Here is a 21267-nt window from a genome sequence, read left to right as displayed (position 1 = left end):
TATCAAAATATTTCATGGATTACTGTGTGTATACAGTTTTTTGTATTCTTTTTTATATTTTTTTATTTTTCTAAAGACAACAATGGAAAAATGGAATAAAATATGTAAGGGTACATAATAGTAAATATTTTAATAAACACATATAAGAAAATAAATAATGAAGTGAAACTTCCATCAGTGGATCATTACGTTAGAAAAGAAAGGGTGTGGAATATGCCAGATTTAGTGAGTGATGTAAGCCATTATATGAATTATTTAGTGACGAAACGAAATACTGTTTCTAGTAATATTGCAAATGCGAATACACCTGGCTATAAAGCACAAGATGTAACATTTGCTGAGCAGATGAATAAAAGTAGTGCGTTATATAAAAATAATGCGGCTGATTTAAAGAGCAATCCAGATTTATATCAAACGAATGAAATGCACTTACCGACAGTAAATACGAAAAATACATATGCAAAGATTCAAACAAAATCAATGCAAACGAATAAAGATGGAAATAGTGTGGATGTAACGACAGAAATGCTAGATTTAATGAAAGCAAATCAGTTATACGGTATTTCAATTAACGCAATTAATACACAATATGCAATTAACCAAGCGGCACGCGGACGTTAAAAGTAGAAGGAGAGACAACGGATGTTTCAGGCAATTAATGCAAGTGGCTCAGGGCTAACGACAGCGAGAAAGTGGATGGAAGTTACTTCTAACAATATTGTAAATGCAAATACGACGGCGGCTCCGGGGGCAGATTTATATGAGCGTCGTAGTGTGGTGTTAGAATCAAACAATAGTTTTGCAAGTATGTTAGATGGGGCTCCTACTAATGGAGTAAAAATAAAAAGTATTGAAGCAGACAAAACGGAAAATTTAGTGTATGATCCGACGCATCCGCACGCAAATGAAGAAGGATATGTACGTTATCCAAATATTGATGTAACTGCTGAAATGACGAATGTAATGGTTGCTCAAAAAATGTATGAAGCGAATACGAGTGTATTAAATGCGAATAAAAAAATGCTTGATAAAGATTTAGAAATCGGCCGAGGATAAGGGGGAAGATAGTAATATGAAAATTCAACCAATGTTACATACACAACCATTTGGAGCAATTCAGTCAATTGGTGCACCGAAAACTTCTCAAACATCTGTAGTTGAGGGGAAAAAGTTTATTGATTTATTGGAAGATATGAATCAAACGCAAAACAATGCACAAACAGCAGTATATGATTTACTAACTAAAGGGGTAGGAGAAACACATGACGTTTTAATTCAGCAAAAGAAAGCTGAGTCTCAAATGAAAACGGCTGCTCTCGTACGTGATAATCTTATTGAAAATTATAAGTCACTAATTAATATGCAAATTTAGGAAAGTGGACGGGTGTGTTTAAATGGAAAAGATGAAAAATGTTATCCAATCGTTAAAAACGTGGCATAAGTTAGTAATCGGTGCTGCACTTTTAGCGATTGTAACAGGAGCACTTTTATACTTCACCTTGCCAGATAAATATGTTGTTGTATATCAAAATTTAAATGATGCAGATAAACAAGAGATTACAGCAGAATTATCGAAGTTAGGTGTCGATTACCAATTAGCGGCCGATGGTTCAATTCGTGTGCAAAAGAATGATGCTCCATGGGTTCGAAAAGAAATGAATGGGATGGGCTTACCGTTTAATTCGAAAAGCGGTGAAGAAATTTTATTAGAAAGCTCTCTCGGTTCAAGTGAACAAGATAAAAAAATGAAGCAAATTGTCGGTACGAAGAAGCAATTGGAGCAAGATATTGTAAGAAACTTTGCAACAGTTGAAACGGCAAATGTTCAAATTACATTGCCTGAAAAAGAGACAATTTTTGATGAAGAAAAAGCGAAAGGAACAGCGGCGATTACGGTTGGAGTGAAGCGTGGACAATTGTTAACAGCTGATCAAGTTGCAGGTATACAGCAAATGATTAGTGCAGCGGTTCCTGGTGTGAAAGCAGAAGAAGTAAGTGTTATTGATAGTAAAAAAGGTGTTATCTCAAAAGGCGCAGATGAAGCACATTCTAGTAGTTCCTCTTCTTATGAGAAAGAAGTAGAGATGCAGCACCAACTTGAAGGTAAATTAAAGCAAGATATTGATGCAACGTTAATGACGATGTTTAAACCGAATGAATATAAAGTGAATACGAAAGTATCTGTAAACTACGATGAAGTTACACGTCAGTCAGAAAAGTATGGTGATAAAGGTGTACTTCGTAGTAAACAAGAGCAAGAGGAAAGCTCTACTGCGCAAGAAGGGGCAGATACGAAGCAAGGTGCTGGTATTACAGCGAACGGTGAAGTGCCAAACTACGGTACGAACAATAATCAAAATGGTAAAGTTGTCTACGATAATAAAAATGGTAACAAAATCGAAAACTATGAAATAGATAAAACAGTTGAAACAATTAAGAAACATCCAGAATTAACGAAAACAAATGTTGTTGTATGGGTAGATAATGATACGTTAGTAAAACGAAGAATTGATATGACTACTTTCAAAGAAGCGATTGGAACAGCGGCAGGACTTCAAGCTGATCCGAACGGTAACTTTATAAATGGTCAAGTTAACGTTGTAACTGTTCAGTTCGATCAGCCGAAAGCCGAAAAAGAGAAAGAGCCAGAAAAGAGTGGTATGAACTGGTGGTTATTCGGTGGAATTACAGCTGGCTTATTAGCGATTGGTGGTCTAGTATGGTTCTTATTAGCAAGACGTAAGAGAAAGAAAGAAGAAGAGGAATATGAAGAATACTTAGCAGAAGACGAAATTGCTGCAAGTAATGAAAGTATCTTGGAAATTCCTGAAGAAAAAATAGTGCCAGAGCCAAAACCTGAACCAGAAGAACCGAAAGAACCAACGTTAGATGAACAAGTGCAGGATGCTACGAAAGAACATGTAGAAGGAACTGCAAAAGTAATTAAAAAATGGTTAAACGGACAGTAAGGGAGGAACAACGATGTTAGATGAAATCTCCTCCAAAGAAAAAGCTGCCATCCTTATTCGTACATTAGAAGAAGGGGTGGCAGCAAAAGTCATTGAATATATGACAGCTGAGGAAAAAGAAGTATTACTTCGTGAAATCGCGAAGTTTCGTGTATACAAACCAGAAACGTTAGAAAATGTACTAGGAGAGTTCTTATATGAACTAAATGTAAAAGAATTGAACTTAGTCACTCCAGATAAAGAATACATTCGTCGCATATTTAAAAACATGCCAGAAGACGAACTGGAAAAATTATTGGAAGACCTTTGGTATAACAAAGATAATCCGTTTGAGTTCTTAAATTCACTTACAGATTTAGAGCCACTTCTTACAGTGCTTAATGATGAGTCACCACAAACAATTGCAATTATCGCTTCTTATATTAAACCGCAACTTGCGTCTCAATTAATTGAGAGATTGCCAGATCATAAGCGCGTTGAAACGGTAATGGGTATAGCGAAGTTAGAACAAGTTGATGGTGAGTTAATTAATCAAATTGGTGAGTTGTTAAAATCGAAATTAAATAATATGGCATTTAGTGCAATTAATAAAACTGATGGCTTGAAAACAATCGTAAATATTTTAAATAATGTTTCACGAGGTGTTGAAAAAACAGTCTTTCAAAAGCTGGATGAAGTCGATTATGAGTTATCTGAGAGAATTAAAGAAAATATGTTTGTCTTTGAAGACTTACTTGGTCTTGAAGATCTTGCGCTTCGCCGTGTATTAGAAGAAATTACAGATAACGGTGAAATTGCGAAAGCACTTAAAATTGCAAAAGAAGAAATTAAAGAGAAATTATTTACATGTATGTCTTCAAACCGTAAAGAGATGATTCTAGAAGAATTAGATGGCTTAGGACCGCTTAAGATGACGGATGCTGAAAAAGCGCAGCAAACGATCACTGGTACAGTGAAAAAGCTAGAGAAAGAAGGAAGAATTATCGTTCAAAGAGGTGAAGGGGATGTCCTTATTTAAAAACAGAATTCCGAAGAATTCTGTTTCTTTTTCTGAAGAAACGTATGAATTACAATTTCCAAAACCAGCTTCAGTCCAAATAGAAGAGGAAGAATTACAAGCTGATCATGCAGAACTTCGTGCCCAGCAAGAATCATTACATATGGAAATGCATCAGCTAAGGCAAGAGCAGCAAATGCTAGAACGAGAGCGTCAGCAGTTATTACAAGATAAAGAACAATTTCAAATGCATATTCATGAACAAATGGAACAGATGGAAGCAGCGCGTGTGCAGTTTCAAAAAGAACAACAAGAAATAGCATATGAATGGACAGAGTTATTATGGGATCAATCATTTCATTTAGCAGAAAAAATCGTGAATCAAGCGGTAGATTCACGATTGCTTGATGTGTTACCTATTTTAACTGGCATCGTGCAAACATTGCCAACTTCGTTTGAAAAATTAATCATTACAGTACATCCAGAAACGTTTGAACGTATTCAAGAAGAGAAGGAGAATACGAAAGAATATTGGCTACTACAATTAGTAGAATGGAAATATGATTTCTCCCTGCAGTTTGGTGAATTTGTTCTGGAAGAAGAGAAAGAGTTCTTTGAATTTAAATTTGCACCTATATTTGCGAAACTTCGTCAGAAATGGGAAGAAGAGAAGTTATTTGAGGAGCAAAATGTATGAGCCGTCTGTTAATGAATGAGAACGAAAAATGGAATAAGTTCATTGAAACACCGCTGTATACGAAAGTAGGCAAAGTTCATAGTGTACAAGAACAGTTTTTCGTAGCAAAAGGGCCGAAAGCGAAGATCGGAGATGTTTGCTTCGTTGGAGAACATAACGTCTTATGTGAAGTGATTGCCATTGAAAAAGAAAATAATATGCTACTTCCATTTGAACAGACAGAAAAAGTATGTTATGGAGATTGCGTCACATTAATTTCAGAAGATGTTGTTGTGCCACGTGGTAATCATTTACTCGGAAAAGTGTTAAGTGCAAATGGTGAAGTGTTAAATGAGGAAGCTGAAAACATTCCATTACAGAAAATCAAACTAGATGCACCGCCTATACATGCATTTGAACGTGAAGAGATTACCGATGTATTTGAAACAGGAATAAAATCAATTGATTCTATGCTAACAATTGGTATCGGTCAAAAGATTGGTATTTTTGCTGGGTCAGGTGTTGGTAAATCAACTTTACTTGGAATGATAGCAAAAAATGCAAAAGCTGATATAAACGTTATTAGTTTAGTAGGAGAACGTGGCCGGGAAGTAAAAGACTTTATTCGAAAAGAGTTAGGCGAGGAAGGTATGCGAAAAAGCGTCGTTGTTGTAGCGACGTCAGATGAAAGTCATCTTATGCAACTTCGTGCAGCGAAACTTGCAACGTCTATTGCTGAATACTTCCGTGATCAAGGCAATAACGTATTACTTATGATGGACTCTGTTACTCGTTTTGCCGATGCACGAAGAAGTGTTGATATTGCTGTTAAAGAGTTACCGATTGGTGGTAAAACACTGTTAATGGAAAGTTATATGAAGAAGTTGTTAGAGCGTTCCGGAAAAACACAAAAGGGATCTATAACAGGTATTTATACGGTGCTTGTTGATGGGGACGATTTAAATGGTCCTGTACCAGATTTAGCACGTGGTATTTTAGATGGACATATCGTATTAAAGCGTGAGCTTGCAACGCTTAGTCATTATCCTGCAATTTCAGTATTAGATTCAGTAAGTAGGATTATGGAAGAAATTGTTTCGCCACATCATTGGCAACTTGCAAATGAAATGAGAAAGATTTTATCAATTTATAAAGAAAATGAATTGTATTTTAAGCTAGGAACGATTCAAGAAAATGAAGAAAATGCTTATATTTTTGAATGTAAAAATAAAGTAGAAGGCATAAATACATTTTTAAAGCAAGGTCGATCGGATAGTTTCCAATTTGATGATATCGTTGAAGCGATACAGCATATAGTATAAGGCCTCTGCATAAGAGGTCTTATTTTTTTGTTTTTTAATATTTCACAGATTTTTTTGGAAAAAAACTATATAATAGAAAAAGAGAACGTTATAATAGAAAGGGGTTATGAAAACAGGTGGATAAACAGCAGTACGACACAATAAAATTGCAAATAAATCAAGAAAAAGAACATATTTTAAAAGAAGTGTATGAATTAACAGCTGAAAAAAGAAAAATAGAACAAAAAAAAGAATATGATTTATATGTTGTGAAATCGCGTAGTAAAGTCGTACAAACTGGGCAACGTATTATGGCTGGTATGCTTTCTTCACATACGTTTTCACCTGAAAGAATAGAAGAATGGAATCGGAAAATTAAAAAAACGGAAGGTTTTATTCAAAAAAATGAAAGTCTTTTAGAGCAAGTAAAAGAAAAAGAACGTGTCATTGATGAGATGTATCAAGAAGATTGCAAAAAGCTTGCGAAAGCACAAGAAAAGCTGGAAGAAAAAATGCTTCTGGATTTGAAAATGTGTATGAATGGATGAGGTGAATGTAGTGATACAGTCTGTATTACCGGTGCAACAAAGTTTACCTCCGCAAAAAGAAAAAGGGCTAGAAGTACAATCAAAAAATGAAGATTCTTCATTCGATCGTACGATGAGAATGGAAAATAAAAAACAGCCGCAAACGGAGAAAACGAAACGAGAAGAAGCACCAAAAGAAGAGAGAAAAGATTATATTCTTTCTAAAAAATCGGTAACGGAAGAAGAACCTATTGTAAAGAAAGAAGAAAAAAAAGAGACAGAACAGTTGTTATTAGCTGTATCTGAGCAAATGGTTGCGATTGAGCAATTACATGTGCAGCCGGAATTGTTATATCAATACATACAAAAAATACAAGAGCTATATAAAGAATATGGCAATATTAAACTTAATGAATTACCTGCAGCTGAATTACAACAATTACAAGAACTTCTTTCAAATATGAATATCAAAAATGCTATATGTTTAGAAGATACAATGCAAATGGTATTAGACAAAATGAAGATGCCAGAGCAAACGATGCAAGCATTGAAGGCTGTAGAAACAGAAACTTGTAATATTGCAAAGAAACAAGAAGAGTTTAAAGACGTAGATCTTCCGAAAGCTGAGAGCGATGATGCAAAGGTAGAGTTGCCAGAAATTGATGCATTAAACGATTCGAGCTCTGCAGGTGCAGAATTATTAAATAAAGCGACGAGTATCGAACAGATAGGGAAATCAAATAGTGGTGCTGAGAAAGTTTCATTACCTGACTTAGGAAAGAAAATGGAAGCGCAAGTAGAAGCGCTGCAAAAATTTGTAGTGAAACAAGAACGTGTTTTATTTCAGTTAAATCCAGAAAAACTTGGTACATTAACAGTGTTTATGAAAAAACATGGAGATCAAATTGACGTTCACGTAGAAATGGAAAAACACGATGCGAAAAAACGTGTTGAAATCATTTTTGATGAATTGAAATTAAAGTTAAAAGAAAAAGAAATCAATATTCAAATTAGCTATTCAGATAAAGATGAAAATCGTAAAGAACAGCGAGAACAAGAGCAAAGGCAAAAACAGAAATTAGCAAATACAAATCATGAAAAACAACAATCAACAGAATTTGCGGGATTATTGGAGGAATAACGCGTGCCAACAGTTGGATTAAATACAACGAGTACAAATCATATTCCGTTACAAGCAGGGGCGCAAACAAAAAACGCATCTGTAAATGGTGTGCAATCGCCAGTTCAACAAACAAACGGAGTATCAGCAAGTAATCAAAAAACACCCGGTATTATGGATAAAGATGATTTTTTGAAACTATTTTTAGCAAGCTTTCAACATCAAGACCCGTTTAATGCGATGGATATGAACCAAATGATGAATCAAACGGCTCAACTATCGCTTATGGAGCAAGTACAAAATATGACGAAAGCAGTAGATAAACTACAATCAACGATGTATACGACAGCTCTTGATGGTGGGATGAAATTTTTAGGAAAGTATGTTAGAGGTATAAACAATAAGGGGGAGCAAGTGACTGGTCAAGTGGAAACAGTTCGACTTGCCGAAAATAACGATGTACAACTTATTGTTGATAATCAAGTTGTCTCACTTCGTTTTGTAGAAAGGGTTTCAGATAAACCGATAGCAGAAACAAATCCAGAAGATGAGAAGAAAGATGATATAGAGAAAAATGAAGAGGTTAAGCAAAATTAATCAAAGGAGTGTATATAGGTTATGATTAAAGCGTTATATACGAGTATTACAGGGATGAATGCGGCACAAAATGCATTAAGTGTTACTTCAAATAATATTGCAAATGCACAAACAGTTGGATATAAAAAGCAAAAAGCTATTTTTGATGATCTGCTATATAATAATACGGTTGGTTCACGTGGGGATGGTGCTTATGCTGGTACGAATCCAAAGAGTATCGGTAACGGTGTAAAGTTTAGTGGGACATCTACAGATTTTAGTGATGGTTCTATTACTTTAACTAGTGATAAGATGGAGACAGCCATAGAGGGAAATGGTTTATTTTTAGTTGGTGATCGTAATAGTGGAAATGTAGAGTATACGAGAAAAGGGTCTTTCGGTGTATCGAAAGATAACTATGTTACAAATACAAGTGGACAGTATGTGCTAGGTTATGGTGTGAAAACAGGAACACAAGAAATAGATTTTTCTTCACGACCAAGTCCAATTCATATTCCAATGGGATCAGCTGTTGGTGGAATTCAAACAGATAAAGCAACAATAGGTGGAAACCTTCCTAGAAATCAAAATGCATTATCTCACGAATTCACAGTTTTTGATGAGGAAGGGAACTCGTTAACGTTACGTGTAAATATTAAACAAAAGACTACAAAAGAGACTGTAGATGGTAAAGAAGTTGAAAAGCCTGTGCCAGGTGAATATACATATACAGTTTCTGTAAGAAATGATTCTAAAAACGAAAAAGAGTTTAAGCCTGTTGAAGGCATGACGGGCGAAAAAAATCTTAAATTTGATACATTAGGAAATCTAAAGGAGACAGATGAAGCTGTACAAAAAAATCCAGTAACTGGTGAAATTACTAAAGGTGGAACGGTTAAAATTCCTTTTGGTAAGGGACTGACACTGGACTTAAGTGGTTTAACAAATTATCCGACAGGGAAAACTATTTCTACAACAGAAGTAACGGGGCGTCCAGCTGCAATTGCAAATGACTATTCAATTTCTGACGGTGGTTTCGTTATGATGAGATATTCGGATGGTAGTATGAAGGTTGTAGGACAACTAGCTGTAGCTACATTCCCTAATTCAGGTGGATTAATGAAAACTGGGAATGGCAATTACATTGCCACACCATCAGCGGGGATTCCAGGGATAGGTGTTGCAGGTGAGAATGGTGCAGGTAATGTAAGAGGTTCAGCAAAAGAAAGTTCAAACGTAGATTTATCTGTAGAATTCGTTGACTTAATGTTATATCAACGTGGATTCCAAGGAAATGCGAAAGTAATTAAAGTGTCAGATGAAGTATTAAATGAAGTTGTAAACTTAATTCGATAATGTATTATAAAGAAAGATCGTAATGTAGTAGAAAGGGTTTTTATTCGTATGACAAGACAAGAACGAATTTTACAATTGCCATTTTTCGAAAATAAACGTGAACTTGCTGAGCAAGTGCTAAAAATGGAACGAGAAGAGCATGTATATTTACCAGATCAATTTGAAATTAAGCAAGTGCCCCCGTATTCATTTGCTGAAAAGGAAGTGATTATTGGTCGTATTCATGAGTTTTATTTCGTCAGTGTTGGCAGTGATGGCGCATGGAAGTATCAACTGTTTAAGGACGAGATGAAGTGCCGTGAGTTTTTTGTTACATTATCAGGCATTACGGATCAGCAAATTGCGTTTTGGTTCAACAATATCGAGTTGCTTAAAGGTGCTTAAAAGTGTTTTTAGTCTTAGGTGGCTCGGAGCTGTAAGAAGAGAACTATAGAAATGTACTGGAATGGTTGAACAATAATCTCTTTATAGCAAGCCAGTACTTTTTTATAGTCTGTGAGTTGTGACAATAGGGCAATGAAATGAGAGTATGCTAGTTTCATTTCATATGTTTGTGATGATAGATTTTTATAAAAGGAGAGGTGAGGAGAATGGCGCAAAATAAGTATCGCGTTACATTCATTTCGCCGAGTGAGGTTGAACAGCGGACTGTAATGGCGGCGAATAGTTTGCCAGATTTAATTCGTAAAGTAGAGAGTATTATCGCAGATCCAAACGGTTATTTTGTGAATGATAAAAAAAATAATTGTTATTTTAAAGTGATTAAAGAAAATGTTACGTTTATCCAATATGAGTTACTATTTTCGGATAAGGAAATTCATATTGAAAAATTAAAACATATAGCACCGGTGGTATTAAAGCGATTATTTGAAAAAATAAATGACCCGGAACTATATGCACTCGCGCTACTTGATGTTGATATAGCAACGAAAGAATATGTGCTAGCAGAAATGAATTCTGAGCTGAGAATAAGAGTAGAGACAGAGCTTTCGAAAAAATGGGAAGCAATGCCGACGGAAATTGTAGGAGCACAAGAAGTTTTATTAGAGGCACTTGCTTCTTTTATACAAGATTAATTGTTTTTTTATAAAATGAATCGTTCGACTATCTATATTTTTTATATAGGTAGTTGACTTTTTCTCTTTTATAAAGCTTAATAATTAGATATACGGAATTAATGGAAGGGGAGCGACACCTTTATGTCACAAGCACAAAGTATTTTATTAGAAAGCGGAACAAATGAATTAGAGATTGTTACGTACACTGTTGGTGAAAACCTATTTAGTATTAATGTTATGAAAGTACGTGAAATCATTAATCCATTTCCTGTTACAACTGTGCCAGAATCTCATCATGCAGTTGAAGGTGTTGTTCAAGTACGTGGTGAAATTTTACCTGTTATTAACTTGGCAATGGCTCTTAATTTAAAGTCAACAAAGCCACTTGATCAAACGAAATTTATCATCTCAGAATTAAACCAAATGAAAGTTATTTTCCGCGTTGATGAAGTGCATCGTATTCAACGTATTTCGTGGGAACAAATTGATGAACCAGCTTCATTATCTATGGGACTAGAAGAAACGACATCTGGTATTGTAAAACTAGATGGAAAAATCATCTTATTATTAGATTATGAAAAGATTGTATGTGAAATTAGCGGCACTGGTTATGACAATAAATCAATTGCAGGGTTAGAACAAAAAACAGATCGAGCTGAAAAAGTAATTTACATTGCAGAAGATTCAGCGATGCTTCGCCAAATATTAGAAGAAACATTATCATCAGCTGGATATACGAAAATGAACTTCTTCAGCAATGGTGCAGAAGCGTTAGCACAAATTGAAAAATTAGCGAAAGAGCAAGGCGAAAAAATGTTTGAACATATTCACTTGCTAATTACGGATATTGAAATGCCAAAAATGGATGGACATCATTTAACGAAAGTGGTTAAGGATAGTGAAGTAATGAATCGTTTACCAGTCATTATTTTCTCTTCATTAATTACAAATGAATTATTCCATAAAGGTGAAGCTGTAGGAGCAAATGCTCAAGTAAGTAAGCCAGATATTCAAGAGCTAATTGGTTTAGTTGATAAGTTAGTGCTTTAAAAGCTTCTATTTAGCCGGAATAGAAGCTCTAGCTAAGTGTTGAGCGGTCGGTGCTTAATAGAGCCCTATGCGATGTTGAGACCAGAGATATGGAGTGGTTATAGGTAAGTAGAAGAGCTGGCGTATAACATTTTTCTATTTAGTAGGAATAGAGGAACTACTTATGTAAGGAAGTTTTCAGTGCTTAATAGAGTCTCATGCGATGTGAGTTCAGAGGTATGAAGTAGTTTTAGGTAAGAAGAAGTGAGACTTTGATTGAGGATTTGAAGACTGGGTTTATAACTCTATTCTGTTAGATAGAGGAAGGAATTAGCCAATGCTACATATGGCTAATTCCTTTTTAGTATTCTATACTTTAAGCTGGTAGAAAAATGAAAGGTTTCTTGGGTGTTTGTCGCTGTATGTGTGAATAATCTTTATTTAGAGATTTTTGATTTAAAAATATAAGCAAACGTATTTTCGATTGTTATTTTAGTAATATTTCGTGGTAACGCAAATTTTTTCGGTGAAAAAACATTCAAAATACCATATAATATAATTAAATGTAATTAATATGCAATTTTGCATATTAATAAAAAAACATTTTCCAAATTTTTATACTTTCTATACATTTTTGTATGTTTATTATTTGACAGATAATTTCGAACTGTTATAATATGGATATGTAAAAATTGCTATTTTCTTAAAAGACATGGGAGTCAGATGAGAATTGTGAAAGGATGAGGGGGAGTGGCACAGATTATGTATCACCACACAGCAATTAATGTATTAGGTCTTTTGCAAAACATGTCAAATAATAAAATGAACGATATGCAACTAGAGGTGGAATTTAAAAAAATAGAAAAAGAATTCCAAGTAAAGTATGAAGAATTAGTTGATTTACATAATAGAATGGTATTATTTCAAATAGATATAGAAAAAAATGGCGGGGTGCGAGCATATGAAAAATCAGCAATTACATGGCTGAAGTCTGAACTAGAGCTACTGTATGAAGTGTATCAATTTTGTCAACGTCATGGTTTAAACATTTTAAATATTTCAAAATACGTAAGTAAAAATGAACTAAATCTTTTTCCAAAAACAGAAAGTCAATTGCAAAATACGTATTATAAATTGAAAAAACGTGAAATACCGTTTGAAAATATTGAAAAACAAAAACCAGGACGAAAGCGAAAATATATACCAGTAAAAGAGACAATCGTTGCAAGAAAACAAGAAAACGAGTACGAATTAAAAGGTGAAATTCAGCATAAAGAGGATGAAAAAAATCTTGTAACAGTTATATCTGGTATCGTTGATAACTTTGAAACAATTAATCAATGTAGTGAAAGGAAAGAAGACGAACTACATCAGTTTATGGAAGGTATTTATAAGCTTTCTAGCATGGCAGCAGGGCGTTCTAGAGAAGCAAAGAATACACGTAGTCTAGAAGGTGAATTGCAGTCGTTACAACTAGAAAATGAAAGGCTAAAAGGAGAGAAAGAAGAGCTTGTACAAGATATTAAAGGTATGACGCAGCTTTTAATTCATTTCATTACAAGTTCTGATATCGATCAAATTCGTAAATTACCAACTTTCGTACAAGATTGTAAAATGGAATTACATAAACTTGGGCTATATAATGCACAAGACGGAAAAATGAAAATAATGGTTGACCGTAGCGGACAAGTTATGACGGTAACACAGTAATAAAATTTGGGTACAAAATAAAAGGGAGATACATAGTTTATATGTATTTCCCTTTTGTTTTGTATGGAATCGTTCCAAAGATGGAAGATTCATTTTTATGATTGTAGTAGTTTAGAGACCATTTGCGGAATTTGGTTCGCTTGTGAAACCATACTAAGTGCAACTTCAGTCAATAATTTGAACTTTAAAAAATCACTCATCTCCTGCGCCATGTCTGCATCTTCAATTCGAGATGCAGCATCTGTTAACGCCATACTTTGACTATTTAAATTTTCAATATTAAATTGTAAACGATTTATCATAGCACCAAGGTCGGCACGATGAAGTGACACACTTTGCAAAGCATCTTCAATTTTAAGGATCGCTGCTCTTGCTTCTTGTTCTGTTGAAATCTTGATGTCATGTTGTGTAGGGGAAGGGGGAATTTGTTTCGTCATATGTACCGTATGACCGATATCGTCTAATGTAATAGGACGGTTTTGACCGTCAAATACGGATAAATCATTAAACTCAGTCGTCTCGACAATATAGCCAATTTCTTCTGTTAAAGACTGAAACTCTTTATTCAGCGAATTACGATTTTCATTTGAATTTGTACCGTTTGAGGATTGAACAGCTAAATCACGCATATGCTGCAAAATATTCGTCACAGTTTGAAGGGCAGCTTCTGCCGTGCGAAGCATTGATATCGCATCCTTATTATTACGAATCGCCACGCGCATACCACTTGCTCTCACATGCATTCGAGTCACAATTGCAATATTAGCGGGATTATCAGAAGCATAGTTTAACTTCTTACCAGTCGCCAAATGCTCCATTGACACATTCATACATTTCTCATTCTCATACAACGACTGCCTAGCATTCATACTTAAAACATTCGTACCAATACGCATAATAGACACTCCTTATAGATTGATATAGTCAGTGTTCTAAAGCTAATAAAAGGTCATGAAAAGATAAAAAGGCTTATGCTTATTTGCTATTTGTGTTTTAGCATAAGAGGGGATCAAGATAAGCACTAACCGCTTCTATGCACCGCAGATGCTCTCTTCCATCAAAAAAAAGAAGTTTTTATAAAAAATAAACCTCTCCGCAAGCAGAGAGGTTTATTCAGGAAACTAACTCAAATGGCTTATTGTAATAATTTAGAAACCATTTGTGGAGTTTGGTTTGCTTGAGAAAGCATGCTGATACCAGCTTCATTCAAGATTTTGAACTTAGTCATTTCAGACATTTCTTTCGCCATGTCAGCGTCTTCGATTTGAGAAGCAGCTGAAGCCATGTTAGTAGCTTGGCTTGTTACGTTGTTTAAGTTATGGTCTAAACGGTTTAATTGAGAACCGAAAGTTGCTCTTTCATCAGCAATTTTTTGAATTGCAGTGTCCAGTTTTGTTATTTCAGTTTCAGCAGTGGCTCTATCTGCTAAAGTAGTTAAAGTACCAGTTGTAATTGTTTTTGCATTCAGAGAGTCAATTGTCATTGTATCGCCAGAAGCATCAGAAAGTTGAACTTTGATATCAGCCGCACCACCCTTATCAGTACTTAAGAATTTAATACCATTGAAAGATGTTTTGTCAGCGATATGATCAATTTCACTTTTTAATGCTTCGTATTCTTTGTTTAAAGAAGCAGTATCTTCAGTGTTATTCGTACCGTTAGAAGCCTGTGTAGCAAGGTCACGCATACGAAGTAAGATGTTAGAAATAGATCCCAAAGCAGCGTCACCAGTACGTAAAGCAGACATAGCGTCTTGCGTGTTACGTGCTCCGACGTTTAATCCGCCTTCTTTTGCACGCATACGAGTAGCGATAGCTAAACCAGCCGCATCGTCAGCTGCACTGTTAATAGATTTACCGCTAGATAAACGATTCATCGCAGTATTCATTTTGTCTTGGTTTTGTCGCATGTACTCTTGCGTACGCATGCTGTTAATGTTTGTATTAATTCTCATGTTAAGAAACCCCCATTTTTTTATATTGATTTTTCTGTTAATTGTTAAACGTAAATATGCAAAAAAATCAATTTCGAGATTAATTGTAATCCTTGGTATATATCGTGTCAACGAATAATTGTAATTAATGAATATAAAAAAATGATAATTTCCTATTTGTTCATTTTTTTATTACAATATTATCAAAAGGATTATTGCAAACTTTAAAAAAAAACTCTAATATTAGATTATCTTTGTTTACCGAAAAGGTGATATTATGATAGTTGGAAATATAGTAAAAGAAGTGCTTGCATATAAGAAAGGACAAATTCAGCAAAAGCTAAGTAGTCCACAAGCATTTGTTAGTAGTCGTTTTCAAGAAAAGTTGCAGAGTGAACCTGTGAAGGAGACGAAGGCTACTACGCAACCGGCAAAAGTAGAAGATATGAGTCAGCCGGTACAATCTACGAAAATAGAAACGGTTGTTAATAAGCCGGAACAATCTATTAATAAAGTAGATGAAGCGAGTAAGCTCGAAGAAAAGGGTGAAACGAAAAAAGTAGATGAAGCGAGTAAGCCCGAAGAAAAGGGTGAAACGAAGGAAGCAGATGAAGTGCAAGTTGCGCAAAAAGAGTTTGAACGACGTTTCCCAGAAACGAAAAATGAGGCTGCTGATACGTGGGGATTAACGAAGAAGTATAATATTCAAAAAATACGTTCTTCCAATGAAGGGAAGTATGAGGATATTATTGATCGTGTAAGTCGTACATATGGAATTCCGAAAACGTTAATTCAAAAAATGATTGAGGTAGAGTCTAATTTTAATCCGAAAACGGTGTCACATGCCGGTGCGATGGGACTTATGCAGCTTATGCCAGCGAATGTGAAGGAGATGGGTGTGAAGAATCCCTTTTCACCAGCTGAAAGTATTGAAGGTGGCGTGAAAGAGTTAAGCGGTTATTTAAAGAAAAATAACGGCGACTTAGTATTGGCGCTTGCTTCTTATAATGCTGGTCCTGGTAATGTGAGAAAGTACGGAGGCGTACCGCCATTTAAAGAAACGCAAGGATATATTAAAAAAATATTAAATATCGACGTTTCAAAATAAGAAGTTTCATATATAGAGAGAACATGAAATTTTCGTGAACATGATATGGGAGTTGGCTAGATTTGAAATTACAAGATGATATTCCGTTAACAATTTATTTTGAAATCGGAAATACGAAAAAGAAAATTGAAGATCTGCTTCATATTACGAAAGGTACATTGTATCGTCTTGAAAATTCAACGAAAAATACGGTGCGTCTTATGCTTGAGAATGAAGAGATTGGAACCGGAAAGATTTTGACGAAGAATGGAAAGATGTACGTTGAAATCGTTGAATTGAAAAGGTAGGGAAGGGGATTGTCATGAGTGGCGAAAAATTAAGCCAAGAGCAAATTGATGCCCTGCTGAAGGCGGTAAATGAAGGCGAGGAAATGCCAGCTTTCGCACAAGAAGCAGGAAAGCAAGAGAAATTTCAAGAGTATGATTTTAATAGACCAGAGAAGTTCGGTGTTGAGCATTTACGTAGTTTGCAAGCGATTGCTTCTACGTTTGGAAAGCAGACGTCACAGACGTTATCAGCGCGTATGCGTATTCCAATTGAACTAGAACCTTCAACAGTTGAGCAAGTTCCATTTACGAGTGAATATGTGGAGAAAATGCCGAAAGATTATTATTTATATTGCGTAATTGATCTCGGTTTACCAGAGCTTGGAGAAATTGTTATTGAGATTGATTTAGCATTCGTTATTTATATTCATGAATGTTGGCTTGGCGGAGATAGTAAGCGTAACTTTACGATGCGCAGACCGTTAACAGCGTTTGAGTTTTTAACGCTTGATAATATATTCTTGCTTCTTTGTAAAAATTTAGAGCAATCATTTGAAAGTGTTGTTGCGATTGAACCGAAATTTGTAACGACGGAAACAGATCCGAATGCATTAAAGATTACGACAGCGAGCGATATCATTTCATTACTTAACGTAAATATGAAAACAGATTTTTGGAATACGACGGTGCGTATCGGAATTCCATTCTTATCTGTTGAAGAAATTATGGATAAGTTAACGTCTGAAAATATTGTCGAACATTCTTCAGACAAGCGTAAAAAGTATACGTCTGAAGTGGAAGTGAAAGTAAATCAAGTGTACAAACCTGTTCACGTTGCAATTGGTGAGCAGAAAATGACAATGAGTGAAATTGAACAAATTGAAGAAGGCGATATTATTCCGCTTCATACGAAAGTTTCGGATGAATTACTTGGTTATGTAGATGGAAAGCATAAATTTAATTGTTTTATTGGAAAAGATGGAACGCGTAAGGCGCTCCTATTTAAAAGTTTTGTAGAGTAGGAGGATCCATATGAAGCATGAAGTATCTCCTGTGTCATTAATGGGATTAGAAGATTTTGCAGGAAAGCGAAATGAAGCAGGTAAAGCACATATTGATACTGTCTCAGATATTTCGATTGAACTTGGTGTAAAGCTTGGAAAGTCATCTATTACACTTGGTGATGTAAAGCAGTTAAAAGTGGGCGATGTTCTGGAAGTAGAGAAAAACTTAGGACATAAAGTAGATGTGTATTTAAGTAATATGAAAGTCGGCATCGGTGAAGCAATCGTAATGGACGAGAAATTCGGTATTATCATTTCTGAAATTGAAGCTGATAAGAAACAAGCGGCGCTTATGAAAGCGCAAAGTCAAATGCAAGATAAAGAGTAGAGGAGGAGTCATATGTCGTATATGACGACCTTATTTCAAGTCGTTTTACTGTTTGGTGCGCTCGGCTACGGTGCATATTATATGACGAAAAAGACGCGCAAACAGCAGTTTTTTAAGCAGGGTGAAAATGGCCATATACAAGTAAAAGACGGCGTTTATTTAAATCATCAAACGAGTGCCTTTTTATTTGAAGTGGACGGCAAGCAAGTGTTCACTGTTATTAGTAATAACGGTGTGCAGTCTGTGCAATTAACCGGAACAGGAAATCAGTTTCAACAAGCACTAGAAGACGCGGTGAAGAGTGAAACGAAAAAAGTAGAGGATCCATCATGAGAATAAAGAAACAGTTATCATTATTAGCCGTTATTTTCGTATTTTCTATCGTTTTTTCAATTATTTTTGTAAATCCAGCGTATGCAGCCCCGAACGGTTTTATTAATTTCGAAAATGGGAAAGAGTTTACGAGTAATTCAAGTGTACAACTATTTGCGCTCGTTACCCTTTTATCATTATCTTCTTCTATCGTTCTATTATTTACACATTTTACTTATTTTATGATCGTTCTAGGGATTACACGTCAAGGACTTGGGGTAATGAATTTACCACCAAACCAAGTGCTTGTTGGACTTGCATTATTTTTATCACTCTTTACGATGCAGCCTGTACTCGGGCAACTGAAGAGCGATGTGTGGGATCCGATGACGAAAGAGAAAATAACAGTAAGTCAAGCTGCGGAAACGACAGCTCCTATTATGAAAGAATATATGTCAAAGCATACGTATAAGCATGATTTAAAAATGATGCTGAAAGTACGCGGAGAAGAGTTGCCGAAAGATTTGAAAGATCTTTCACTATTTACGCTCGTACCATCCTTTACGTTAACGCAAATTCAAAAAGGTTTACTAACAGGGATGTTCATTTATTTAGCGTTTGTATTTATAGATTTGATTATTAGTACACTTTTGATGTACCTCGGGATGATGATGGTACCGCCGATGATTTTAAGTTTACCGTTTAAGATACTCGTTTTCGTATATTTAGGTGGATATACAAAAATCGTCGACATTATGTTTAAAACGGTCGCCTGAAGCGTTTGATGCTATGTGATAGGAGTCATATAAATGAATACGTCACCAATTATAGATATTTTTCAAACCTTTTTTTATAAAGGGGTTATGATTTTAATGCCGGTTGCCGGCGTAAGTATGATTGTCGTTATTATCATCGCTGTCATTATGGCGATGATGCAAATTCAAGAGCAAACGCTGACGTTTTTACCGAAAATGGCGAGTATTGTCCTCGTTATTATCATTTTAGGTCCGTGGATGTTCCAAGAGTTAACGACACTTATTTTAGATTTATTTGATAAAATCCCATCGCTATTGCGTTCGTACTAAGATAGGTGAACTGAAATGAATATGGAATTATGGGCGGCAACGTTTTTTGCGTTTTGCCGCATTACTTCATTTTTATATTTTTTACCGTTTTTCTCAGGACGATCCATTCCAGCAATGGCGAAGGTTACAGTTGGACTTGCTCTTTCAATTACAGTGGCTGATCAAGTGGATGTCTCTCACATCAAGACAGTTTGGGACGTTGCAGCTTATGCAGGAACGCAAATTGTAATTGGATTATCACTTTCAAAAATTGTAGAAATGCTGTGGAACATTCCAAAAATGGCCGGGCATATTTTAGACTTTGATATCGGTTTATCACAAGCAAGTTTGTTTGATGTAAATGCGGGCTCACAGTCTACTTTACTATCAACCATTTTTGATATATTTTTTCTCATTATTTTTATTTCACTTGGCGGCATTAATTATTTCGTTGCCACGATTTTAAAGTCGTTTCAATATACAGAGGCGATTTCAAAATTGCTGACGACTAGTTTTTTAGATAGTCTACTCGCAACGCTATTATTTGCGATCACATCAGCGGTTGAAATTGCTCTTCCGCTCATGGGAAGTTTATTCATTATTAACTTTGTTCTTATTTTAATTGCAAAAAACGCTCCGCAATTAAACGTTTTTATGAATGCATACGTAATTAAAATTACGTGCGGTATTTTGTTTATTGCGATGAGTGTACCGATGCTCGGTTATGTGTTTAAAAATATGACGGATGTATTACTTGAAGAGTATACGAAACTATTTAACTTTTTCTTAACGAAGTAGGGGGACGCGCATGGCAAAGGATAATAAAACAGAAAAGGCCACCCCGCAGAAGCGTAAAAAATCGCGTGAAGAAGGGAATATTGCCCGGAGTAAAGATTTAAATAATTTATTTTCCATTCTCGTATTAGCAGTTGTCGTTTATTTCTTCGGAGATTGGCTAGGGTTTGAGATTGCGAATTCCGTATCGGTGCTGTTTAATCAAATTGGAAAAAATACAGATTCAACCGAGTATTTTTATTTAATGGGGATTTTATTACTAAAAGTATCGGCTCCAATATTAATACTCGTATACGCTTTTCATTTATTCAATTATATGATTCAAGTCGGCTTCCTATTTTCTTCTAAAGTTATTAAGCCGAAAGCGTCACGAATTAATCCAAAAAACTATTTTACGAGACTGTTTAGTCGTAAAAGCTTAGTAGATATTTTGAAATCACTGTTTTATATGGGATTAATCGGTTACGTCGCTTACGTTCTTTTTAAAAAGAATTTAGAGAAAATCGTGAGCATGATTGGATTTAACTGGACTGCGTCACTTACTGAAATTATTAGGCAAATTAAATTTATTTTCTTAGCAATTTTAATTATTTTAATCGTTCTTTCTATTATTGATTTCATTTATCAAAAATGGGAGTACGAGCAAGATATTAAGATGAAAAAAGAAGAAGTGAAACAAGAGCATAAAGATAATGAAGGGGACCCGCAAGTAAAAGGGAAACGAAAAAACTTTATGCATGCAATCTTGCAAGGAACAATTGCGAAGAAGATGGATGGCGCAACGTTTATTGTAAACAACCCGACTCATATTTCGGTCGTACTTCGTTACAATAAACACGTTGATGCAGCACCAATTGTCGTTGCAAAAGGGGAAGATGAGCTCGCATTATATATACGAACGCTTGCCCGTGAACAAGAAATACCAATGGTGGAAAACCGTCCGCTTGCTCGTTCTTTATATTATCAAGTCGAGGAAGATGAGACGATTCCAGAAGATTTATATGTAGCTGTAATTGAAGTTATGCGCTATTTAATTCAGACGAATGAACTTGAAGTATAATAGCGCGTTTGGAGGAGA

General features: G+C 35.2%; 26 protein-coding genes. 24 read left to right on the top strand and 2 right to left on the bottom strand.

Going from position 1 to position 21267, the window contains the following annotated elements:
- Nucleotides 1-213 precede the first annotated feature (213 nt).
- The 15 genes from flgB to AU379_RS15405 all read left to right on the top strand — a co-directional run bounded on the left by flgB (nucleotide 214) and on the right by AU379_RS15405 (nucleotide 13319).
- Nucleotides 214-621 (top strand): flagellar basal body rod protein FlgB, encoded by a 408-nt coding sequence (gene flgB, locus AU379_RS15475; protein WP_001113108.1) that lies wholly within the window; start codon nucleotides 214-216, stop codon nucleotides 619-621.
- 21 nt (nucleotides 622-642) lie between these two features.
- Complete coding sequence (gene flgC, locus AU379_RS15470) at nucleotides 643-1056, top strand: flagellar basal body rod protein FlgC (RefSeq protein ID WP_000484680.1); 414 nt, start codon at nucleotides 643-645, stop codon at nucleotides 1054-1056.
- A gap of 16 nt (nucleotides 1057-1072) precedes the next feature.
- Complete coding sequence (fliE, locus tag AU379_RS15465; protein ID WP_000701672.1) at nucleotides 1073-1372, top strand: flagellar hook-basal body complex protein FliE; 300 nt, start codon at nucleotides 1073-1075, stop codon at nucleotides 1370-1372.
- 22 nt (nucleotides 1373-1394) lie between these two features.
- The gene (locus AU379_RS15460) at nucleotides 1395-2969 is read left to right on the top strand and encodes a flagellar M-ring protein FliF C-terminal domain-containing protein (RefSeq protein WP_000413931.1); all 1575 of its coding nucleotides are present in this window, start codon (nucleotides 1395-1397) and stop codon (nucleotides 2967-2969) included.
- 13 nt (nucleotides 2970-2982) lie between these two features.
- On the top strand, nucleotides 2983-3987 hold the full coding sequence (gene fliG / locus AU379_RS15455) for a flagellar motor switch protein FliG (protein WP_000883365.1): 1005 nt from the start codon (nucleotides 2983-2985) through the stop codon (nucleotides 3985-3987).
- Nucleotides 3974-4663: a FliH/SctL family protein gene (locus AU379_RS15450; RefSeq protein ID WP_061139469.1), complete on the top strand. Its 690-nt coding sequence runs from the start codon at nucleotides 3974-3976 to the stop codon at nucleotides 4661-4663. Before fliG ends, AU379_RS15450 begins: the two co-directional genes overlap by 14 nt.
- Entirely contained in the window at nucleotides 4660-5964 is a 1305-nt protein-coding gene (gene fliI, locus AU379_RS15445; protein ID WP_061139468.1) for a flagellar protein export ATPase FliI, read from the top strand. Before AU379_RS15450 ends, fliI begins: the two co-directional genes overlap by 4 nt.
- A gap of 116 nt (nucleotides 5965-6080) precedes the next feature.
- On the top strand, nucleotides 6081-6491 hold the full coding sequence (locus tag AU379_RS15440; RefSeq protein WP_000360855.1) for a hypothetical protein: 411 nt from the start codon (nucleotides 6081-6083) through the stop codon (nucleotides 6489-6491).
- A 10-nt stretch (nucleotides 6492-6501) separates the two neighbouring features.
- The gene (locus AU379_RS15435) at nucleotides 6502-7611 is read left to right on the top strand and encodes a flagellar hook-length control protein FliK (protein WP_061139467.1); all 1110 of its coding nucleotides are present in this window, start codon (nucleotides 6502-6504) and stop codon (nucleotides 7609-7611) included.
- A 3-nt stretch (nucleotides 7612-7614) separates the two neighbouring features.
- Nucleotides 7615-8187, top strand: a complete 573-nt coding sequence (locus tag AU379_RS15430) for a flagellar hook assembly protein FlgD (protein WP_001143477.1) — start codon at nucleotides 7615-7617, stop codon at nucleotides 8185-8187.
- Nucleotides 8188-8208: 21 nt separating this feature from the next.
- Nucleotides 8209-9522 carry a flagellar hook protein FlgE gene (gene flgE, locus AU379_RS15425; protein ID WP_000588310.1) on the top strand — a complete coding sequence of 438 codons (1314 nt, stop codon included), beginning with the start codon at nucleotides 8209-8211 and terminating at the stop codon, nucleotides 9520-9522.
- A gap of 48 nt (nucleotides 9523-9570) precedes the next feature.
- Nucleotides 9571-9906 (top strand): DUF3964 family protein, encoded by a 336-nt coding sequence (locus AU379_RS15420; RefSeq protein WP_021728678.1) that lies wholly within the window; start codon nucleotides 9571-9573, stop codon nucleotides 9904-9906.
- 206 nt (nucleotides 9907-10112) lie between these two features.
- Complete coding sequence (locus tag AU379_RS15415) at nucleotides 10113-10598, top strand: hypothetical protein (RefSeq protein WP_000068301.1); 486 nt, start codon at nucleotides 10113-10115, stop codon at nucleotides 10596-10598.
- A gap of 123 nt (nucleotides 10599-10721) precedes the next feature.
- Nucleotides 10722-11630, top strand: coding sequence for a chemotaxis protein (locus AU379_RS15410; protein WP_000075943.1), 909 nt, complete (start codon nucleotides 10722-10724; stop codon nucleotides 11628-11630).
- A 741-nt stretch (nucleotides 11631-12371) separates the two neighbouring features.
- A complete protein-coding gene (locus AU379_RS15405) occupies nucleotides 12372-13319 on the top strand; it encodes a DNA-binding domain-containing protein (protein WP_061139466.1) in 948 nt (315 codons plus the stop codon).
- A gap of 95 nt (nucleotides 13320-13414) precedes the next feature.
- Here AU379_RS15405 and AU379_RS15400 read toward each other — a convergent pair whose 3' ends face one another.
- Nucleotides 13415-14215, bottom strand: coding sequence for a flagellin (locus tag AU379_RS15400; protein ID WP_061139465.1), 801 nt, complete (start codon nucleotides 14213-14215; stop codon nucleotides 13415-13417).
- A 239-nt stretch (nucleotides 14216-14454) separates the two neighbouring features.
- A complete protein-coding gene (locus AU379_RS15395; RefSeq protein ID WP_061139464.1) occupies nucleotides 14455-15273 on the bottom strand; it encodes a flagellin in 819 nt (272 codons plus the stop codon).
- A gap of 256 nt (nucleotides 15274-15529) precedes the next feature.
- Between AU379_RS15395 and AU379_RS15390 the strand changes: the two genes are divergently transcribed.
- From AU379_RS15390 to AU379_RS15350, 9 genes are all read left to right on the top strand, one after another.
- Nucleotides 15530-16360, top strand: a complete 831-nt coding sequence (locus AU379_RS15390) for a lytic transglycosylase domain-containing protein (protein ID WP_061139463.1) — start codon at nucleotides 15530-15532, stop codon at nucleotides 16358-16360.
- Nucleotides 16361-16422: 62 nt separating this feature from the next.
- Nucleotides 16423-16647 (top strand): flagellar motor switch protein FliN, encoded by a 225-nt coding sequence (locus AU379_RS15385; protein WP_000775712.1) that lies wholly within the window; start codon nucleotides 16423-16425, stop codon nucleotides 16645-16647.
- Nucleotides 16648-16661: 14 nt separating this feature from the next.
- Nucleotides 16662-17648 (top strand): flagellar motor switch protein FliM, encoded by a 987-nt coding sequence (gene fliM, locus AU379_RS15380; protein WP_000012360.1) that lies wholly within the window; start codon nucleotides 16662-16664, stop codon nucleotides 17646-17648.
- A gap of 10 nt (nucleotides 17649-17658) precedes the next feature.
- Nucleotides 17659-18018, top strand: coding sequence for a flagellar motor switch protein FliN (gene fliN / locus AU379_RS15375; RefSeq protein WP_000680010.1), 360 nt, complete (start codon nucleotides 17659-17661; stop codon nucleotides 18016-18018).
- A gap of 12 nt (nucleotides 18019-18030) precedes the next feature.
- Nucleotides 18031-18351: a hypothetical protein gene (locus AU379_RS15370; protein WP_000121176.1), complete on the top strand. Its 321-nt coding sequence runs from the start codon at nucleotides 18031-18033 to the stop codon at nucleotides 18349-18351.
- Nucleotides 18348-19106: a flagellar type III secretion system pore protein FliP gene (locus tag AU379_RS15365; protein ID WP_001220582.1), complete on the top strand. Its 759-nt coding sequence runs from the start codon at nucleotides 18348-18350 to the stop codon at nucleotides 19104-19106. Before AU379_RS15370 ends, AU379_RS15365 begins: the two co-directional genes overlap by 4 nt.
- 33 nt (nucleotides 19107-19139) lie before the next feature.
- The gene (locus tag AU379_RS15360) at nucleotides 19140-19415 is read left to right on the top strand and encodes a flagellar biosynthetic protein FliQ (RefSeq protein ID WP_001098085.1); all 276 of its coding nucleotides are present in this window, start codon (nucleotides 19140-19142) and stop codon (nucleotides 19413-19415) included.
- Nucleotides 19416-19430: 15 nt separating this feature from the next.
- Nucleotides 19431-20192 (top strand): flagellar biosynthetic protein FliR, encoded by a 762-nt coding sequence (locus AU379_RS15355; protein ID WP_001055718.1) that lies wholly within the window; start codon nucleotides 19431-19433, stop codon nucleotides 20190-20192.
- 10 nt (nucleotides 20193-20202) lie between these two features.
- Nucleotides 20203-21249, top strand: a complete 1047-nt coding sequence (locus AU379_RS15350; protein ID WP_001030108.1) for a flagellar type III secretion system protein FlhB — start codon at nucleotides 20203-20205, stop codon at nucleotides 21247-21249.
- Nucleotides 21250-21267 lie beyond the last annotated feature (18 nt).

Origin of the sequence: Bacillus sp. JH7 (assembly GCF_001563515.1) — a bacterium.
GTDB classification, from domain to species: domain Bacteria; phylum Bacillota; class Bacilli; order Bacillales; family Bacillaceae_G; genus Bacillus_A; species Bacillus_A cereus.
Note: the sequence above shows the minus strand (reverse complement) of the source record. Positions and strands in the feature narration are given on the sequence as shown.

What these genes read in the sequence shown, in the direction of transcription:
- AU379_RS15360 (WP_001098085.1), top strand. Translation starts at nt 19,140, where the DNA reads ATGAATACGTCACCAATTATAGATATTTTTCAAACCTTTTTTTATAAA.
- fliM (WP_000012360.1), top strand. Translation starts at nt 16,662, where the DNA reads ATGAGTGGCGAAAAATTAAGCCAAGAGCAAATTGATGCCCTGCTGAAG.
- AU379_RS15415 (WP_000068301.1), top strand. Translation starts at nt 10,113, where the DNA reads ATGGCGCAAAATAAGTATCGCGTTACATTCATTTCGCCGAGTGAGGTT.
- AU379_RS15395 (WP_061139464.1), bottom strand. Translation starts at nt 15,273, where the DNA reads ATGAGAATTAATACAAACATTAACAGCATGCGTACGCAAGAGTACATG.
- AU379_RS15410 (WP_000075943.1), top strand. Translation starts at nt 10,722, where the DNA reads ATGTCACAAGCACAAAGTATTTTATTAGAAAGCGGAACAAATGAATTA.
- fliI (WP_061139468.1), top strand. Translation starts at nt 4,660, where the DNA reads ATGAGCCGTCTGTTAATGAATGAGAACGAAAAATGGAATAAGTTCATT.
- AU379_RS15370 (WP_000121176.1), top strand. Translation starts at nt 18,031, where the DNA reads ATGTCGTATATGACGACCTTATTTCAAGTCGTTTTACTGTTTGGTGCG.
- AU379_RS15355 (WP_001055718.1), top strand. Translation starts at nt 19,431, where the DNA reads ATGAATATGGAATTATGGGCGGCAACGTTTTTTGCGTTTTGCCGCATT.
- fliN (WP_000680010.1), top strand. Translation starts at nt 17,659, where the DNA reads ATGAAGCATGAAGTATCTCCTGTGTCATTAATGGGATTAGAAGATTTT.
- flgB (WP_001113108.1), top strand. Translation starts at nt 214, where the DNA reads ATGCCAGATTTAGTGAGTGATGTAAGCCATTATATGAATTATTTAGTG.
- AU379_RS15420 (WP_021728678.1), top strand. Translation starts at nt 9,571, where the DNA reads ATGACAAGACAAGAACGAATTTTACAATTGCCATTTTTCGAAAATAAA.
- flgC (WP_000484680.1), top strand. Translation starts at nt 643, where the DNA reads ATGTTTCAGGCAATTAATGCAAGTGGCTCAGGGCTAACGACAGCGAGA.
- fliG (WP_000883365.1), top strand. Translation starts at nt 2,983, where the DNA reads ATGTTAGATGAAATCTCCTCCAAAGAAAAAGCTGCCATCCTTATTCGT.
- AU379_RS15390 (WP_061139463.1), top strand. Translation starts at nt 15,530, where the DNA reads ATGATAGTTGGAAATATAGTAAAAGAAGTGCTTGCATATAAGAAAGGA.
- fliE (WP_000701672.1), top strand. Translation starts at nt 1,073, where the DNA reads ATGAAAATTCAACCAATGTTACATACACAACCATTTGGAGCAATTCAG.
- AU379_RS15365 (WP_001220582.1), top strand. Translation starts at nt 18,348, where the DNA reads ATGAGAATAAAGAAACAGTTATCATTATTAGCCGTTATTTTCGTATTT.
- flgE (WP_000588310.1), top strand. Translation starts at nt 8,209, where the DNA reads ATGATTAAAGCGTTATATACGAGTATTACAGGGATGAATGCGGCACAA.
- AU379_RS15350 (WP_001030108.1), top strand. Translation starts at nt 20,203, where the DNA reads ATGGCAAAGGATAATAAAACAGAAAAGGCCACCCCGCAGAAGCGTAAA.
- AU379_RS15400 (WP_061139465.1), bottom strand. Translation starts at nt 14,215, where the DNA reads ATGCGTATTGGTACGAATGTTTTAAGTATGAATGCTAGGCAGTCGTTG.
- AU379_RS15405 (WP_061139466.1), top strand. Translation starts at nt 12,372, where the DNA reads ATGTATCACCACACAGCAATTAATGTATTAGGTCTTTTGCAAAACATG.
- AU379_RS15450 (WP_061139469.1), top strand. Translation starts at nt 3,974, where the DNA reads ATGTCCTTATTTAAAAACAGAATTCCGAAGAATTCTGTTTCTTTTTCT.
- AU379_RS15460 (WP_000413931.1), top strand. Translation starts at nt 1,395, where the DNA reads ATGGAAAAGATGAAAAATGTTATCCAATCGTTAAAAACGTGGCATAAG.